The organism is Tenacibaculum haliotis, from assembly GCF_025215075.1.
GTDB lineage: Bacteria > Bacteroidota > Bacteroidia > Flavobacteriales > Flavobacteriaceae > Polaribacter > Polaribacter haliotis_B.
This window is the reverse complement of record NZ_JAOBTH010000025.1, coordinates 38,094-55,961: the sequence shown is the minus strand read 5'-3', so window position 1 is coordinate 55,961 and position 17,868 is coordinate 38,094. Positions and strand designations below refer to the sequence as shown.

Annotated in this window: 17 protein-coding genes; 6 read left to right on the top strand and 11 right to left on the bottom strand. The window is 31.0% G+C overall.

Going from position 1 to position 17,868, the window contains the following annotated elements:
• Positions 1-5: 5 nt before the first annotated feature.
• From dsrP to N2251_RS05405, 6 genes are all read right to left on the bottom strand, one after another.
• A complete protein-coding gene (gene dsrP, locus N2251_RS05430; protein WP_260585702.1) occupies positions 6-1,226 on the bottom strand; it encodes a sulfate reduction electron transfer complex DsrMKJOP subunit DsrP in 1,221 nt (406 codons plus the stop codon).
• 151 nt (positions 1,227-1,377) lie between these two features.
• Positions 1,378-2,505, bottom strand: coding sequence for a 4Fe-4S dicluster domain-containing protein (locus N2251_RS05425; RefSeq protein WP_260585701.1), 1,128 nt, complete (start codon positions 2,503-2,505; stop codon positions 1,378-1,380).
• Between the two features lie 59 nt (positions 2,506-2,564).
• On the bottom strand, positions 2,565-3,194 hold the full coding sequence (locus N2251_RS05420; RefSeq protein WP_260585700.1) for a cytochrome c3 family protein: 630 nt from the start codon (positions 3,192-3,194) through the stop codon (positions 2,565-2,567).
• Positions 3,191-3,874, bottom strand: coding sequence for a nitrate reductase cytochrome c-type subunit (locus N2251_RS05415; protein WP_260585699.1), 684 nt, complete (start codon positions 3,872-3,874; stop codon positions 3,191-3,193). The genes N2251_RS05420 and N2251_RS05415 overlap by 4 nt, the downstream gene beginning before the upstream one ends.
• 3 nt (positions 3,875-3,877) lie before the next feature.
• Positions 3,878-6,202, bottom strand: coding sequence for a molybdopterin-dependent oxidoreductase (locus N2251_RS05410; protein WP_260585698.1), 2,325 nt, complete (start codon positions 6,200-6,202; stop codon positions 3,878-3,880).
• A 3-nt stretch (positions 6,203-6,205) separates the two neighbouring features.
• Entirely contained in the window at positions 6,206-6,502 is a 297-nt protein-coding gene (locus tag N2251_RS05405) for a hypothetical protein (protein WP_260585697.1), read from the bottom strand.
• Positions 6,503-6,690: 188 nt separating this feature from the next.
• On the opposite strand from N2251_RS05405, the gene N2251_RS05400 reads away from it, so the two are divergent.
• The 6 genes from N2251_RS05400 to N2251_RS05375 all read left to right on the top strand — a co-directional run bounded on the left by N2251_RS05400 (position 6,691) and on the right by N2251_RS05375 (position 12,877).
• Positions 6,691-7,041 (top strand): winged helix-turn-helix domain-containing protein, encoded by a 351-nt coding sequence (locus N2251_RS05400; protein WP_260585696.1) that lies wholly within the window; start codon positions 6,691-6,693, stop codon positions 7,039-7,041.
• A 150-nt stretch (positions 7,042-7,191) separates the two neighbouring features.
• The gene (locus tag N2251_RS05395; RefSeq protein WP_260585695.1) at positions 7,192-7,698 is read left to right on the top strand and encodes a c-type cytochrome; all 507 of its coding nucleotides are present in this window, start codon (positions 7,192-7,194) and stop codon (positions 7,696-7,698) included.
• Positions 7,699-7,797: 99 nt separating this feature from the next.
• Positions 7,798-9,258 carry a copper-containing nitrite reductase gene (nirK, locus tag N2251_RS05390; protein WP_260585841.1) on the top strand — a complete coding sequence of 487 codons (1,461 nt, stop codon included), beginning with the start codon at positions 7,798-7,800 and terminating at the stop codon, positions 9,256-9,258.
• Between the two features lie 11 nt (positions 9,259-9,269).
• The gene (locus N2251_RS05385; protein WP_260585694.1) at positions 9,270-10,040 is read left to right on the top strand and encodes a formylglycine-generating enzyme family protein; all 771 of its coding nucleotides are present in this window, start codon (positions 9,270-9,272) and stop codon (positions 10,038-10,040) included.
• Complete coding sequence (locus tag N2251_RS05380; protein ID WP_260585693.1) at positions 10,037-10,756, top strand: SCO family protein; 720 nt, start codon at positions 10,037-10,039, stop codon at positions 10,754-10,756. The genes N2251_RS05385 and N2251_RS05380 overlap by 4 nt, the downstream gene beginning before the upstream one ends.
• A gap of 321 nt (positions 10,757-11,077) precedes the next feature.
• The gene (locus N2251_RS05375; RefSeq protein ID WP_260585692.1) at positions 11,078-12,877 is read left to right on the top strand and encodes a hypothetical protein; all 1,800 of its coding nucleotides are present in this window, start codon (positions 11,078-11,080) and stop codon (positions 12,875-12,877) included.
• A 27-nt stretch (positions 12,878-12,904) separates the two neighbouring features.
• Here N2251_RS05375 and N2251_RS05370 read toward each other — a convergent pair whose 3' ends face one another.
• The 5 genes from N2251_RS05370 to N2251_RS05350 all read right to left on the bottom strand — a co-directional run bounded on the left by N2251_RS05370 (position 12,905) and on the right by N2251_RS05350 (position 17,730).
• Complete coding sequence (locus N2251_RS05370; protein WP_260585691.1) at positions 12,905-13,351, bottom strand: RrF2 family transcriptional regulator; 447 nt, start codon at positions 13,349-13,351, stop codon at positions 12,905-12,907.
• A 43-nt stretch (positions 13,352-13,394) separates the two neighbouring features.
• A complete protein-coding gene (locus N2251_RS05365) occupies positions 13,395-14,045 on the bottom strand; it encodes a hypothetical protein (protein WP_260585690.1) in 651 nt (216 codons plus the stop codon).
• Between the two features lie 690 nt (positions 14,046-14,735).
• A complete protein-coding gene (gene ric / locus N2251_RS05360) occupies positions 14,736-15,455 on the bottom strand; it encodes an iron-sulfur cluster repair di-iron protein (RefSeq protein WP_260585689.1) in 720 nt (239 codons plus the stop codon).
• Between the two features lie 4 nt (positions 15,456-15,459).
• On the bottom strand, positions 15,460-16,695 hold the full coding sequence (locus N2251_RS05355) for an alginate export family protein (RefSeq protein WP_260585688.1): 1,236 nt from the start codon (positions 16,693-16,695) through the stop codon (positions 15,460-15,462).
• A gap of 156 nt (positions 16,696-16,851) precedes the next feature.
• Positions 16,852-17,730, bottom strand: a complete 879-nt coding sequence (locus N2251_RS05350) for a hypothetical protein (RefSeq protein ID WP_260585687.1) — start codon at positions 17,728-17,730, stop codon at positions 16,852-16,854.
• Between the last annotated feature and the right edge of the window lie 138 nt (positions 17,731-17,868).

Below are 17,868 nucleotides of genomic sequence, written 5' to 3'. Positions count from 1 at the left end.
GTTGTTTACTTTTTTTGATACCTCATCTTTCCTATTTCAATTTGAATTGCCGTTCTTGCCAATACCGTAAAAATAAGTGCGCCCATTGCCCAAATACCTAAAGTAACACCAATTTCAATTCCTGTAGGCGTATATTCAGCTATTTTTCCGTAAGGTCCAGGAATAAATCCAGGAACGATTAAGCCGAACCCTTTTTCAATCCAAATTGCAATAAATAAAATTGTACAGGCAAAAAATAATACTTTAAAATTATTACGAAGTTTATGAAACGTTAATAATACGGTTGCGATTACATTTAAGGTAATAGCTGTCCAAATCCAAGGCAACAACGCAGTTTTACCGTGCAATCCAAAAAATAAATAATAAGCACTTTCACTATGGTGTGTAGGCGCATAAAATTCTTTAAATAACTCAGAGATTAACATAATTAAGTTAATTTGAGCAGCAACAGTAACTACTAAAGCTAGTTTTTTTATGGTTTTATTTTCTATTTTAAACTCGGTGTACGTTCTAATAATTGCTAAAACTAAAATAATTAAAGCAGGTCCAGCTGCAAAAGCAGAAGCTAAAAAACGAGGTCCTAGTAAAGCCGTATTCCAAAAAGGTTTTGCTTGTAATCCTTGATATAAAAAGGCGGTTACTAAGTGAATTCCTACTGCCCAAAAAACAGAAATAATAGCTCCTGGTAAATACACATTTTTCTTAGATTCTTTTCCTTGATAATGCCTAAATAGTATATAAAATGGAATACTAATATTAATAAATAAGTAACCGTTTAAGGCAATAACATCCCAAGTTAACATTGAATTTGGAAAGTTAAAAACACCTATAACAGGCATCATATGCCATAAAACAGAAGGACCTCCCATATCGGCAACCACAAAAGCTAAACACATAATTAATGCGGCAACCGCTAAACCTTCTCCAATTAATACTGCTTGTTTAAAGTCTACATCTTTTAAAACATAGGTTGGCATTACTAGCATAACTGCCGCTGCAGCCACCCCAACTAAAAAAGTAAAATTAGAAATATACAATCCCCAACTTACCCGATCTGTCATTCCGGTAACACTCAATCCGTGTTCTAATTGAATGGAATAACAATACATACCAATTAGCATTATTAAAGTTAAAAACCCCATCCAGATATGATATCTTTTAGATCCTCGGGTAATAACATCTAAACTGTCTTTTATTAAACTTCCAAAAACTTTAAGTCTTCTCATTTTATTTTTTATTATAACGCTTCATTTATATTTTATTTTGGGCGTTCCCTAACGGTCGGGCTTTTCGTTAAATCTTTTATTTGACAACTTTTCCGCTTCGCTCAAAGTGACAAATAAAAGGATATCACTGCAATCCCTAACGCAAAACCAATTAATCCATAAAATACCAGAACTTAGGTTCAGTACCTAAATCTTCTTTTAATCTGAATACTTTTTTATTTTCTAATACCCAACGAATGGTACTGTTAGGATCTAACAAGTTTCCGAAAATACGTGCACCGGTAGGACAAGCCTCTACACAAGCAGGATTTTTACCAGCTCTAGAACGTTGTACACAAAAAGTACATTTTTCCATCACCCCTTTTTTACGCATTCTATTTCCTAAATAATGCTGATTTTTATTTACCTCAGCTTCCGGAACCTCTGGTTTACTCCAGTTAAAACGACGACCATCGTAAGGGCAAGCTGCCATACAATATCTACAACCTACACACCAATCGTAATCAACCACTACAATTCCGTCTTCTTCTCGCCAAGTAGCTTGTACAGGACAAACTTCTACACAAGGTGGGTTATCACAATGAAAACACTGAGTTCCCATATAAAAATGTCCTTCAGCAGGAACTTCATGATAATAATTATCATCAGCTTCATTAAAATTAAACCCTTTTCCGTCTTTCATTTCATGAATACGGATGTATTCCATTTGCGAATTTCTATCTTGATTATTTTCCTCCACACAAGCACTTACACAATCCATGTATCCTTGGCACTTTGAGATATTAAAAGCGTACCCAAACAACACATCTTCTTCGGCATTTTTATTAGACATGCTAATATTTTTACCGGTACGTAATTGATAAGAGCGCACAAGTCGATCAACAGTTGCGTTTTTCTCTTTGTCATCCATCAATTTATAGTTCCCTTTAAATTGCTCTTCCCAATCTATTTGTGCTTTCTCTTTTGATTCTTCGCTAGCGGTTATACTGGTACATGACGAAGCTGCACCGGCTCCAATTAATAAACTTGCAGTTAATTTTTTAAAGGCAGATCTACGGTCCATTTTTACATCAAAAACTTGATCAAAACCATCTTTATGTCTTTCATCACCAATAGCAGCATCAACTGCGGCTTCAAAAAACTCTTCGTTACTTAACTCTTCTTTAGGTTTATTAGAATCACATCCGTTAGAAGTGCTACCACAACCACATCCTCCAGAAGATTCTTGCTTGGTGGTGCTATTTAAATTCAACCTAAAATATTTTCCAATTCCACTCATATATTATACTTTCTATAAAATTGTTAGCATCAAAAAATGATGTTAAACAAATGTTAGGTTTATTGTCGTTGTTTTTCTTTTTTAGTATTAAATCGCGCTGGCCATTTGGTATCAAAACCTGGCGAATGCGGATTGTGACAGTTTACACAAGTCATCGATGCTCTTGGAGGCGCCCAACTTGCTATTTTTTTTCCGTGTGCACCACCTTTCCAATCTTTATATTGTTTTTGATGACATTGACTACATAATTTATAACTATTATTAAAGTCGATTTTATGCCCTGTTATACTTTTAAGATTATTCATACTGCTTCCATCATGGCAAGTAGTACAACTCATTGTATTGGCATCAGCATGATTTAATTTGATATTCCAGTGTGCTTTTTTTAATCCTTTACGTTGCATTTGCTGTAAAGGTTTGCTATGACATTCGGTACAAGCGTATGATTTTATTTCGCCTTTTCGTTTGGGAATAGAAAAAGTAATACCATTTTCGGTTACTTCTACTAATTTTAAATTTCCAATATATTTTTCTGATGAAATAGAAGTACCGTTATAATGTTTACTTTTTGCTTCAATTTTATCGGTAACACTATGATACTCATTTTCTTTATGCTTACAAGAGGCGGTTATCAACAAAAAAGTGATACTTAAAATCCAAAAATGTTTTATGTAATTTGTGTTTATCATTGTTTTCTTATAAAATCTTTAACGGCTGTAAGTTCTTTGGTATTTGGTACGTGACATTGCCTACAATTAACTCGCTCTGGATGTGAAACACGAATTTCTTTAGGAGCACTTGGTCCTGCATGACACGCCAAACAGTTTTCGCGTAATTGTGTTTGATGTGGTATTACGGGCGGACTTGTAACTAAAGCATTATTGTTACCAACTTTAGGAGCGTGTACCTTTGCAAAATTACCAGATTTAAATAGCGATTTTGATTTTTGAGGTACATGACATTGTTTACAATTTACCAATTCTGGATGTGGAGTTACAGGTGTATAAGCGTTAAACTTAGCTACAAAACCACCGTTTTCATGACATTTTAAACAAGTATTATCACCTATATTCTGGCGTTCTTCTATTGCATGCGGAATACTTGGAGGCGCACCATGATAGGCTCTATTATCATAATAATTATCTAAACTCCTTTGATGCTCAAAATCAACAGGCATATTGGTATAATCTAAAGCATGTTCGGCTCGTTTAAAAACACCAGCTTCGGTAGGAATTATAGGTGCTGTTTCGTTTTCTTTTACTGGGATATAAGCTTCTTCTTGCCCTTGGTAATAACTATAATTCCAAATAGTTATAAAAGCAATAAAAAGCAATACAAATAGCGATATGATACCTAATCGTTTTCTCATAACTTATGCTTTTTCTATTTTAACAGCACATTTTTTGTAGTCTGGTTCTTTAGAAATCGGACAAAAAGCATCTAAAGTAACATCATTAATCATCATGTTTTCATCAAAAAAAGGTACAAAAACTTGCCCTCTTGTTGGTAATCCTCTTTCGTTGATAGATGCAGGCAAAATACAAGAGCCTCTTCTTGAGGTTACTTTTATGTTTTCCCCATTTCTAATTTGCATTTTTTTAGCATCTTCTGGGTGTAATTCAACATAAGCATTTGGTACAGCTTTATGTAAAACGGGTATTCTTCGGGTCATAGAACCGGTATGCCAATGCTCAATAACACGACCTGTGTTTAACCAAAACGGATAAGCTTCGTCTGGCATTTCAGGAGCAGGTTCGTAAGGACGTTGCCAAATAACTGCTTTACCATCAGGTTTTCCATAAAAATGAAAATCTTCTCCGTTAGTACAAGCAGGATCGTATTTTGAATTGAACCTCCATTGGGTAGATTTTCCTTCAACATAAGGCCAAATTGCTCCTGATTCTTTCTTTAAAACCTCTAAAGGTGCCATTCCGTGTTTTGCGCCTTCATGGAACTGACGGTATTCGTTGTATATTTCTTCTACGTGATTTTCTTTACTGTACGGAAATAAATCTCCATACCCCATTCGTTTAGCTACTTCAATAAACATCCAAGCATCTGGAGTTGCATCTCCTGGAGCTTCTACCATTTTATCCCAATGTTGAGTTCTTCTTTCAGAATTACCATACAATCCAGATTTTTCGATATGCCAACTTGCAGGTAAAATAACATCAGCAACATCCGAAGTAGGAGTAGGGAATACATCAGAAACCACTACAAAACAAGATTCTTTTTCCATCGCAGGGCGATAACGACTTGTTTTTGGAAGGGATACTAATGGATTCGTAGCTTGTGTCCAAATAAATTTAATTTCTCCTCTATCTACAGCTCTAAACATTTCTGTTGCGTGATAGGTTGGTTTAGATGGAATTTTTTCAACAGGAACTTTCCAAATTCTGGCAGCCATTTCTCTGTCTTTTTTATTCATAACAACTCCGTGCGGTAACTTATGTGTAAAAGTTCCCACTTCACGAGCAGTACCACATGCTGATGGTTGTCCTGTTAACGAGAAAGGTCCGTTACCAGGTTGTGAAATTTTACCCGTTAGTAAATGGATGTTATATACTAAGTTGTTCATCCAAGTTCCTCTGGTGTGTTGGTTCATTCCCATACACCAATAAGAAACTACTTTACTGTTTGGATTTCCATAAATAGCAGCTAAATATTTAATGTCTTTAACTGATACTTTAGAGTATTTTGCTACTTTTTCAGGTGTGTAATCTTCTAAAAAGGCTTTGTATTCTTCAAAGTTTATTTTTTCAGGCTTGTCTTTAAATTTAAAATTGTCTTCTAAACCATAGCCTATATTTGTAGTTCCTTTATTAAAACTACAATGTTTTTCTACAAACGATTTATTTACCCATCCATTATGTATTATTTCATAACAAATAGCGTTAGCTACCGCTAAATCTGTTTGAGGTTCAAATAAAATTGATTTATCAGAAGCCATGCTAGAACGGGTTGTTCGTGTAGCAAAATCGATAATTTTAGCACCTCTACTATTTTTTTGAGATAACATTCTTGAAAATAATACTGGGTGCATTTCTGCCATGTTATTTCCCCAAGTAATAAAGTAATCAGCATGGTCTATATCGTCATAACAACCCATAGGTTCATCGGCACCAAAAGTGGTTAAAAATCCGGTTACAGCACTTGCCATACATAAACGAGCGTTACAATCTAAATTATTAGTACCAATAGCTCCTTTCATCAATTTAGAAGCGATATAACCTTCGGGAATTGTAGATTGCCCTGAGGTATACATTGCAACTGAATCTTTACCATGTTTATCTATGGTAGTTTTCATTTTATCAGCTACAATATCTAAAGCATCGCTAATAGGAGTTTTTACGTACTTACCATTCTTTTTTACTAAAGCATGTGTTAATCTGTCGCTAGATTGAATACACATAGTTTGGTGGTAACCTTTAACACATAAAAGTCCTTTATTTACTGTGGAATTAGGGTCACCTTTTACAGCGATAGCTTTTCCGTTTTCTACACCAACTAAAATACCACAACCTACCCCGCAAAAACGACAAGGCCCTTTTTTCCAATCTAAATTACCTGTAGGTATTCCTGCAAGTTGCTCGCTCGCAAAAATAATTCCAGGAAACATGGTTGCTGCTGCTGTCATTGCTGCAGTTGCAGCCATTTTTTTAATAAAACTTCGTCTACTTGTTAAAGAGGCGCTCATATCTTATTTGTTTTTTGGTGTATTAAATCCAGAAACCAAGGCTAATAACTTTAAACTATCTAGGGTTTCTATAGTTTCTTTTAAACTTTTATCTTCTGTATCATCTTTTGTTTCGGTAACAAGAACTAATACGTTTTTGTTTTCGGCAGGTATTATTTCACATCCACTAACAAAAGAGAGTGCTTTTTGCAACTCTTCTTTTTTTCCTTCATGTGGATGTGCTAAATAACTTTTAATTGGCATAAATAATAATTGATTAAGTGTATTACAAATTAGCGGATTTTGATAGAGTAATTGCATGATAAATATCATTATTTCAGTACGTTATGTTTTGTGGGGTATAACGAAATCGTATAATTTTCTTATAAAACAAGCATTTAGTTGTTATGTTAATATGAAATAAATAACTAATTTATTTCTATTATAAATAGTAAAATCAGAAAGATGACTTATATCATAGTTATACTATTTTGTTGTATTTATTTTTGATGAATAAGAATTTATTTATGGAATATAAAATTAAAAGCAAAATTTGGATTGAAGTTGATGACAATGTTTTTTTAGGTGATGGTAGGGTTAAATTATTAAAGTCGTTAAACAGTACTAAATCTTTATCTAAGTCAGCAAAAGAGCTCGGAATGTCTTACAGGAAGGCTTGGAATTTAATAGATTCTGTTAATAAAAATGCAAGTAAACCCATGGTTATAAAAAGTGTGGGCGGAGCTAGTGGAGGAGGAACAAAATTAACACCTTATGGTATTAAAATGATAGCTGTATTTGATACCGTTAATAATAATTGTTGGAAATATTTAGATAAACAACTTTGTAAACTTCTGTAAGTTTATCTCAATAAAAGATAAAAAAGTCTTTTAATATGATATTAATCATATTTTTAAATTACTAACTGCTTTAATTTTGTATAAAATAAAAAAAGCTACTAGATAATATACAGAAGGAAAGTAGCTGAGGTACATAAAAATCATTTAAAAATGAAAAAACTACAAAAGGGATTCTTATTTATATTAGTGTCTATATTTATTAGTTGTGGAGGAAAAGAGAAAACAGCACCTTCATATAATTCATCAAAAGAAAAAAAAGAAGTTATTAAAACTGTACCAGTTAAAACAATTGAAAAGAAAATTGAACAAACGGGTACGATAGATTTAAATAACAAGGGTATTGGTCCTATTAAATCTATTACAATAACCACAAAAATTGATAAAATGATGGCTGATAAAGGAAAACTTTTGTTCAAAAACAAATGCTCTTCTTGCCATAGAACAAACAGAAAGTTTATTGGACCAAATCCTACAGGTGTTTTAAAAAGACGTTCTCCAGAATGGGTAATGAATATGATTATGAATCCTGAAGAAATGGTTAAAAAAGATCCAATAGCTAAAGAATTATTAGTCAAATTTAAAGGTTCTCCAATGGCAAATCAAAATTTATCGAAAGAGGAAGCCAGACAGATTTTAGAATTCTTTAGAACATTATAACAACAATTAATTATGTTTTTATACTTAATGTTTTGAGAGTAGAAAATTAAAAAAATATCGAAACTGTAGAATTAAAAGAATTATAACAAAAATAGTATGATGAAATATTTAAAATTAAGCGCATTATTTTTCACGGTAACATTATTAGTTACAAGTTGTAGTAATGATAAGAAAGAAGGTAAGGATTCAGCAATGAAAAACGCTGCTGAAATAGTTGTTAAAGGTACTATAGAAGCTGAATTAACAGCACCACCGCATGTACCTGCTCCTGTAGGAAATAGAAGAGCGAAAAAATTATTGGTCAATATGGAAATTCTTGAAAAAGAAGGAACCATGACTGATGGAGTTAAGTACATGTATTGGACTTTTGGAGGTTCTGTACCTGGGAGTTTTATTAGAACAAGAGTTGGTGATGAGGTAGAATTTACCTTATCAAATCATCCAGATAATAAATTGCCGCATAATATAGATTTACATGCGGTTACCGGTCCAGGAGGTGGAGCAACATCATCATTTGTAGCACCAGGTCATGAAAAAACATTCTCTTTTAAAACCTTAAACCCAGGTTTGTATGTATATCACTGTGCAACAGCTCCTGTAGGAATGCACATTGCTAACGGAATGTATGGTTTAATTTTAGTTGAACCAGAAGGAGGTTTACCTAAAGTTGATAAAGAATACTATATTATGCAAGGAGATTTTTATACCAAAGGAGAAAATGGAGCACCAGGCTTACAAGCTTTTGATATGAGAAAGGCGGTAGAAGAAGATGCAGATTATGTAGTGTTTAATGGTAAAGTTGGTGCGTTAACAGGTGATAATGCCATTACGGCAAATGTAGGTGAAACAGTACGTTTGTATGTGGGTAATGGAGGACCAAATTTAACGTCTTCATTTCACGTAATTGGTGAAATTTTTGACAGTGTTCATGTTGAAGGGGGAGATTTAATTAATACTAATGTGCAAACAACATCAATTCCGGCAGGTGGAGCAGCAATTGTAGATTTTAAAGTAGATGTTCCAGGTACTTTTATACTAGTAGATCACGCAATTTTTAGAGCTTTTAATAAAGGAGCCTTAGGGATGTTAAAAGTAAAAGGTGAAGAAAGTAAAAAATTGTATTCTGGTGTAAAACAAGAAGGAATATACAATCCAGAAGGGGGTACATTACAAGAAATGCCAGATGTTACTAAAAAAGAAGTTGCTAAAAGAAGTTCTGAAAAATCTTTAGCAGAAAAAATAGCTTCAGGTAAACAAATTTACACTAAAACATGTTTTGCATGTCACCAAGCAAGTGGAGAAGGAATTCCGAATGCATTTCCTCCTTTAGCAAAATCAGATTATTTAAATGCAGATGTAAAAAGAGCTATAGGTATTGTACTGCATGGAAAAACAGGTGAAATTACGGTAAATGGTAAAAAATACAATAGTGTTATGACCAAGCAAACATTAGCTGATGATGAAGTTGCAGATGTGTTAACGTATATTTATAACTCTTGGGATAATAATAAAACAAACGTAAAAGTAATTGATGTACAAGAAGTAAAAAGTACTCACTAAATTTTAAATTAATGAAAACTGTTTTAAGATTGATAATTTATTTGTTTCCTTTTTTTACAATTCAAATGAGTTGTCAATCTAAAATGGTTAATATAAAAGGGAGTACTTACATTCCTTTATACGGAAGAGATTCCATGAAAGTTACTATTTCAGGTTTTCTGATGGATGTTTATCCAGTTACAAATCAAGAATATGTAAAGTTTGTAAAAGAAAATCCAAAATGGAAAAGATCAAAAGTAAAAAAACTATTTGCAGATGGTGGTTATCTTAGAAATTGGAAATCAGATTCAGAATTTGGTAATAAGCAATCAGCTAAAGCACCAATAACAAGCATTAGTTGGTTTGCAGCAAATGCATATTGTGAATGTCAAGGAAAACGTTTGCCAACAATTGATGAATGGGAATATGTAGCAATGGCGAATAAAAAAATACCTGATGCTAGAAAGTTAAAAAATTACAATGCTTATATTTTAAGCTGGTACGAAAAGCCTAAAAGCTTTAATAATGATGTCGGGTCAACTTTTAAAAATTATTGGAAAGTGTATGATTTACACGGTTTAGTTTGGGAGTGGACAGCTGATTTTAATTCGGTTTTAGTATCTGGTGAATCTCGAAAGGATGTTGACAATGATAGTAATTTATTCTGCGGAAGTGCAGCTGTTGGAGCAACAGATTTAATGAATTATGCTGCGTTTATGCGATATGCTATTAGAGGAAGTTTAAAAGCAAAATACACCATGAAAAATTTAGGATTTAGGTGCGTAAAAGATGTTAAAAAATGAAAAAATATAAAAGAATTGTAGTTGTATTAATGTTGTTAATAGCTTTTGTATCATGTAAAAAAGAAGTAACTACATCAATAAATAAAAGCAACGTGGCATATCAATGTCCGATGAAATGCGAAGGAGAAAAAACATTTATAACTCAAGGTAGTTGCGTTGTTTGTAAAATGGATTTAAAACCATTGGCTAGCATTTCAAAAAAAGAAATCACTGATAAAATATCAGACGAATCTATTTTTAATTTAGATTCAAAATGGAATACAGAAGAAGGAAATACCATTGAATTAAAAGATTTAAGGGGAAAAACGCTGGTAATGGTTATGATTTACACAACCTGTAAAGCAGCTTGCCCAAGGTTGGTTGCAGATATGCGAAATATAGAAAATCAGATTCCTAAAAAATACAATAACAATTTAAGCTATGTATTGGTAAGCATAGACCCTGAAACAGATACGCCAACACGATTAAAAGCATTTGCAAAAGAAAACCTTATGGATGATGAGCATTGGATCTTTTTACAAGGAACAAAAACATCTGTTAGGGAGTTTGCTAATGTTTTGGCGGTAAAATATAAAGAAATTTCTCCGTTAGATTTTTCGCATTCAAATATTATAAGTGTTTTTAATCCAGCAGGAGAATTAGTACATCAACAAGAAGGGTTGGGAGTAGATAATAAGGAAACAATTTCAAAAATTATTGAAACAGTAAATAAATAGTACATGAACTTAGTTAAGGCACTGTTTTATAAAATATGTAATAAGTTGTCTTAACTTAAAGTTTTACTTGACGCATTATTGTGTGAGGTACTTTAAAATTTAATTTTCAATTCTTGTTAGCTTTGTTTAGCATTAATTACCTAGCCATTTTTTTTGATAACCAGTTTGTAGAATAAAAAAGACATATTCTTTTAGGAAAGGTTGTGTTTTTTATTTCATTTTATAACCGTATTATTAATAATGGTTTAAGCATGATATTTATCATATAATAAAAAGTTGAGTACTAATAACTTGCTTGTTTAATTATTACAATAATAAATTATGTTAAAAACACATTCATTTCATATTCCTGTAATGGGAATAGGGTTTACAATAGATTCTCCTTTAAAAGTTTCGAGGTTCGGAATAGATTCTGTTATATCATTAGTAGATGATATTTTGTTAGAAAAGATAAGAAAAATGTATTCTTTAAAATTTAGAATTCCATATGATGAGATTACTGAAAAAATGGAAGATTTTAGAGCAAAAAGAATTACTTCGTATTTGAATTTAATGAAAACACTTTCTGAAGACAAATTTGAAGAATTTAAAAAGAATATCACCAAAACAAAAAAAGATATTTATGAGTTCTTTGAAACGCTTCCAGATACCTCTTCTTTAAAACAAGAGTTTAAAAAATTAACAGCAAACAGTTTCAATCTAACAACAATTGCAACGTGGTTAAAAGAAAATTTATCAATGGGTAAAATTGATGTAAATATCATGACCAAACTTGATAAAGAAAGTTACCACAAAGATGAGAAATTACCTATTGAATATAATGATGCGCATGCTGCATTAAGAGGCTTTGCTAATAGTGATGTTAATTCGTCTGTAGTATTTTCTGCAGGAATGAATCCAAGATTGTATACGTATTTAGAACAGTTTAAAGGGTTTTATCCTGATAAAAAAGGACATATTAAAAAGAAAATCATTTTAAAAGTAAGCGATTATCGTTCTGCTTTAATCCAAGGTAAATTTTTAGCCAAAAAAGGAATTTGGGTTTCAGAATACAGAATAGAATCTGGCTTAAATTGTGGAGGGCATGCCTTTGCAACTGATGGTTATTTACTAGGACCTGTATTAGAAGAATTTAAAATTAAAAGAGAAGAATTACAACAATCAATACAAGAATTACTTTTTAATGCTTTAAAACAAAAAGGATATCCAATTCCGAAAACAAATTTGCAATTTAAAATTTCGGCTCAAGGAGGCGTTGGTACTGCTGATGAACATCAATTTTTATTAGATCATTATAAAATTGATTCTATTGGTTGGGGAACTCCTTTTTTACTGGTTCCAGAGGCGACAACGGTTGATAAAGAAACTTTAAATAAATTAATTGAAGCCAAAGAAGAAGATATTTATTTAAGTGACATTTCTCCTTTAGGTATTCCGTTTAATAACTTAAGAGGCAATACAAAAGATCTAGAAAAGTCATCAAACATAGATAAAGGAAGACCAGGAAGTGCCTGTCCTAAAAAATTTATAGCTTTAAATAAAGAATTTACTGAAAAAGGAATTTGTACAGCATCAAGGCAGTTTCAACATTTAAAAATAAAAGCATTAGATAATGAAAAGCTTACTAAAAATGAATATGAAATAGCGTATCATAAAATAACTGAAAAAACCTGTACTTGTGTTGGTTTAGGAACTTCAGCTTTATTGGCATATGACTTAGATACAAAGACAGAAGGAAAAGGTGTTTCTGTGTGTCCGGGGCCAAATATTGCTTACTTTTCTAAAATGATGAGTTTAAAAGAAATTACCGCAGTTATTTATGGGAAATCATTAAATAATACGAGTAACAATAGGCCAAATTTATTTGTTAAAGAGCTAAATATTTATGTTGATTTTTTAAAAAATAAATTAGAAAAAAACGCACTAAAAAACAGCACTAAAGAGCTTAAATACTTTAAAAATTTTGTTAGTAATTTAAAAGATGGTTTAGATTATTATAACCAACTTTTTCGTGAAGAATATTATAAAGCTATAGAAATTACGCCTTCAATTCTAGCTGATTTAAACTTAAGTAAAAATACTATAAGCACATTATGTTTAGAAATAGAGGCGTTAAAATAAGTATAAAGCAAAACTTTCAACATTTAATTAAACTTCAAAGTCTTTTAAAGAAATATGGCTTCCTTTTAGTTTAATTTTTTCAGCAAACTCATGAATGTTTTTATCTTTAAAATCGTTCATGAGTTTCTTTTTAAAAGGAGCAACAGTAAAATGTATAGGGCAAGGATTTAAATCACTACAAGATGATAAACCCATAAAACAGTTATCAAACTTTGTAGTTCCGTCAATACATTTTATAATATCCCAAACGGTGTTTTTTAAGTTTTTTTTATTCAAATAAAACCCTCCAGTAGGTCCTTTAGAAGAAGAAACTAATTTGTTTTTTGTAAGTTGCTGTAATAGTTTCGCTAAAAAAGGTTGCGGAACTTCTAATTCTTCTGCAATTTTTTTAACTCCTACTTTTTTGTTTTCGTCAATTATTACCGACAAATAAAGTACAGAACGAATAGCGTATTTACAAGCGTTAGATAGCATCTCTATTTTTATATAAAAGTACTAAAAAAAGAAGTTTAAGTCTTTAATTATTTTTTTTAAACTGATTCCGTAAAATCATAGATATTGCTAATAAAAATATGCAACTAGCCATCACCAAATACATAAAATAATTCTCAATTAAAATAAGATTACACCAAACAACAAGCCCTTTATAAAAAATGATAATTTCAGTTAAAATAAAACCTATCAAGTAAAATAAGATGCTTTTTTTAGATAAACGAATCAAATTAAATTGATATAAAAAAAGTAGAAGAGAAACGCTTACAACCCCAAGAAAAACCCAATGTAAATAACCAATTATTAAATCTACATTTGAAGAGATTATAGTTGCAAAATATGGAGTTGATCCTATGAACTGAAATATCAATTTAAATAAAAAAAGTAAGGAAACTAATTTTAATAATTGAAGAAATAGGGTAGAGAATGTATTTCTAAAATTTTCTTGAAAAGAGAATAATTTCTTTGCTAAAATATAAAAAGAAATTAATTGTATTAAAGCGCCTAAACTCGAAAATAGATAACTTAAGATGTTTGGTTTCATCCATAATAAAGAAATTCCGAAGGTTAAAACCACTCCGATATTTAACAGCCAAAAGAAGAATTGAAATGTTTTTTTCGGAAGTAGAATTTTATGTTGTTCTAAAACATAAAAGAAAACACCGAAAAGAGCCAAAATAAACCATCCATTATATTGAAAATGAAGGTAAAAGTAGATTGCATTTCTGTATAAATCAGAGCTACTACCTGTAGTTTTTATAATAATTCCTAATGCCTAAGGCCCTATACTAGAAATAATCATGTACCACAACGCAATACGAATACATTTATAAGAATATGTTTTTTTTTGTAGTGTTGAAGTATATTTAAAAAATAAAAAAGTGAATACATAAGAGGTTATTAAAAAGAGGCTAGAAAATAAAATAGAAAAAAAAGCATACCCTGTAAAAGGAAACGTTATTAACATGCCTATAACGATAATTTGTGTGCACCAAAATAGTAGTTTATACTTAAATGTAATAGCAGCTTTACTTAGGTACATTTTAAAAATAAGCGTAGTTAAACCAGTATAAACCCAGCCTAAAAAAGCAACATGTGAATGTGAATGTACAGTAAAACGATAATTTATAGGTAAATCTATTATCGAAAATAGCCGAAGTAAAACTCCGAGAAAAGCAATTAAAACAAAATATCCTAAAGCTATGTTACTGTGTTTTTGTAAGAAATTGAATGAAGAAATCATATTTGTAAAAATACAGGATAAAACGATTGTTATTTATATCTTTTGAGGGCTTACTTTCTGTTGATATAAACAAGGAGTATTCAATTGAATACTCCTTGTTTAAGTGTAAATAATAAAAATGAATTATAGTAATTGTTTTTCTAAGGCAATAGCTTTCGGATGTAGAATATTGTTTTCGAGATGTATATGTTGGTGCAAATCTTGCTCAAATTCGTTTAATTTAGCATACAATGCTTTAAAAGTATTACAAGCTTCTGCAGGAGGCGTATAATTATTAGTTAACAATGCTATTTCTTTAATAATGTCTCCCGCATTTTCGTGCTCTTGCTCCATCATTTGTATAGGATTATTAACAGTTCCAAATGGAGCAGTAACGGCTTTATTTCCTGCCTTTTTTGTATCAACCAATTGTTTAATATAAGGAAATAAGACTTGTTCTTCTTTTTGCATGTGTGATAGTAACTCGTTGGCTACCTCATGAAAAAGTTGATTAATTTTTACAACTTCGGTATAATGATGCCCATGAACTTTGGCAACTTTATTTGCATATTCAGAAATTAATGGTAAACTTTCTCTAACATAATTATGGTGTACATTTTCGATATAAATCATTAAAAAATCTAACTCCCATTTATTATAATCTTCAATAACATCTTTTACAGCATCAACCTGGGCAAGTTCTTTTTCTAAAATTTCTTGATTTACATTTTTCTTTGCACAAATTTTTTCTATTGAAATATTACCTCCACAGCAAAAATCTATTCCATGTTTTTTAAATATATGGGCTGTTTTTATATTTTCGGTAACATATGCGGCTACTGTTTTTTCGTTTGATACTATCATAATTTTATTTTTTAGATGTAAATAATGTAGGGTTAATAGTAACCATTACCCAAGCCCAATTATTTGTATTATTATCTGAATTTACTTTTAAAACTTCCATACTTTCTGAGGCTAACATTTGTGAATATCCAGATTTAAAGCCGACTTCTTTAGTAAACTTATAAGCGTATACTACATCTATTTCTGTACCTAATTGTTTAGAAACAGAGGTATTAATATCTGCTGCTGCAGAAAAATTATGCACAAATACTGTTAAGCTAGATTTTGTATTTAATTTAAATTTTGCTTTTGCATATATATCTAGTAAACCAACATTATTACCGTGATTACCTACGTAGAAATAATCCATAAAACCATTAAATTTGTGATTTGTTCCATAAAAAGGAGTAAAAGCATTGTTTTTTCCTGTAGTACTATTATAATCGTTACCACTTTGTAATTCTGTACCTAAACCAATTGTTGTTTTATCAGTTACCTTGTAATTTACTTCTAAACCTACTAAATAAGCACTTAAATCATTATTAGCAACATCGTTTCCAAATTGATAATATAAGTTAGCAGCTATACTTAAATTATTCTTTCTCTTTTTTAAATGCGTACCAATTGTTTGGCTGTATTTAAGTCCGTCAGTAGATTGTAAACCGTTGTTTAAGAATAAAAAACTACCAGAAAAATTATTCCAATCTTTATGTAACCATGCATATTGCATTGCTTTATAGGTATTCGGAGTTGTTAAATCTGTTCCTGTTAAGTTTTCTTTTGATTGATTAAAAGCTAATCCTAAATCGGCTTTAAAACTTCCTTTTTTGTACCTAAATAATGCCAAGTCATGGCTGCGAGCTTGTTGAGCCCAACCTACATTACCAAATATTCTACTATCATCATAAATAATTTCTTGACGCCCTAGTTTTAAAGAATAATTTGCATCTAAAAGTATTTCTGCCCAAGCTTGATGCAAACTTAATCCGTTATTATCTGCGCTATTTAATTGAGGCACGTCTCCCCAAACTCTTACATCTTGAATACTTACATAAAAATTGAGTTTCTCAATTGATTGTGAGAAGTTTAAACGAGTTCTTTGTGAGGTAAATAAAGCGGCATTAGCATTGTTAGGAAACAATGTTTTATAACCATGTCTATATTCTACACGTGGGCGAATTTCTGCATCTATTTTTAACTGTGAGTATGTTAGTGTTGTTGTTATAATTAATATGAAACTAAGAAATTTGTTTGTTATCATAATCTTTTATTTTAGATTGTCTGAACAAATTTCAGTAGAAAGAGTGTTATAAAAAATGATAAAGATCATGTTCTATAAATCGATGTAATAAATAAGAAAGAGAGAAGGATTTTAATCCTTCTCTCTAAAAAAAATCAACCGTTATTTAATATTATTTTAGTTATTACTTAAGTTAGCATATTCTTCTTCAGATATTTTTCCTGAATGAATATCTCTTAACTCTTCTATTTTAGTTAACATAAACTTATGTAGATTTTCATCCATGTTTTTAAGTTTTTTAACTTCACTAGTTCTAAGACTACCAGGTAATACATAACTGTTGTAGTAGTAAAAAAAGTAGCGATCAATATCTCTGTTAGATAAGGTGTTCTGATCGGCTATTAACCAGCCTAATCTTAAAGCAGATCGCCTTTGTGTAGCAGATCCATGAGAAGATCCACTTGGCCCCGCAATAGATTGAGCAAAATTATAAGCAGGAATAACATTTGACCAAGTTGAAGTATAACTTTTTCTTAAGAAATACCCAGCAAAACCATCAGCTTCTAGCTCTGTGTTAGAGGCTCCGTTTACCGAAGGGTAACCTTGCCTAAACTGTACTTGATGAGCAACTTCATGAGCAGCAATATATGCTACAGCAGCTCTTCCATAATTTAATGCACCACTTAGCATTTCTTCACCCCAAATAATATAATTATTAGGAGGTCCGTATGACAATGCATTAAATGTACCACTACCAGCAGCAAAATATAACGTAACATTACTTAAACCAAAAAGATTTGATGCGTTGTTATTTTGTTGTTTTAAAAAATTTGTTTCACTAGTATTTACTAATGTATTAGACCAATAAGAATTTGACCCAAATTGTGATACTGTAGCACAATCATGTGCTGTATTATTGCTAGTAAAATCACTCGGTAAAAGACCTACCTCAGGAGAGGCAGCATTTAATAGTGAGTTTTTTTCTATTTCTTGTTCGTTACAACTATGCAGCGAAATTAAAATAGCTAAAGTCATTAATTTAATAAAATGTTTCATTTCTTTGAAGGGTTTGAAGGTTATGGTTGATTAACTTGATAACGAATACAATGTTTAATTTATTGTTTATGTAATAAATTAACTTTAAAAATAAATTATATATATGTATTTAATTAAAAAAACACGTATTTGTATGTT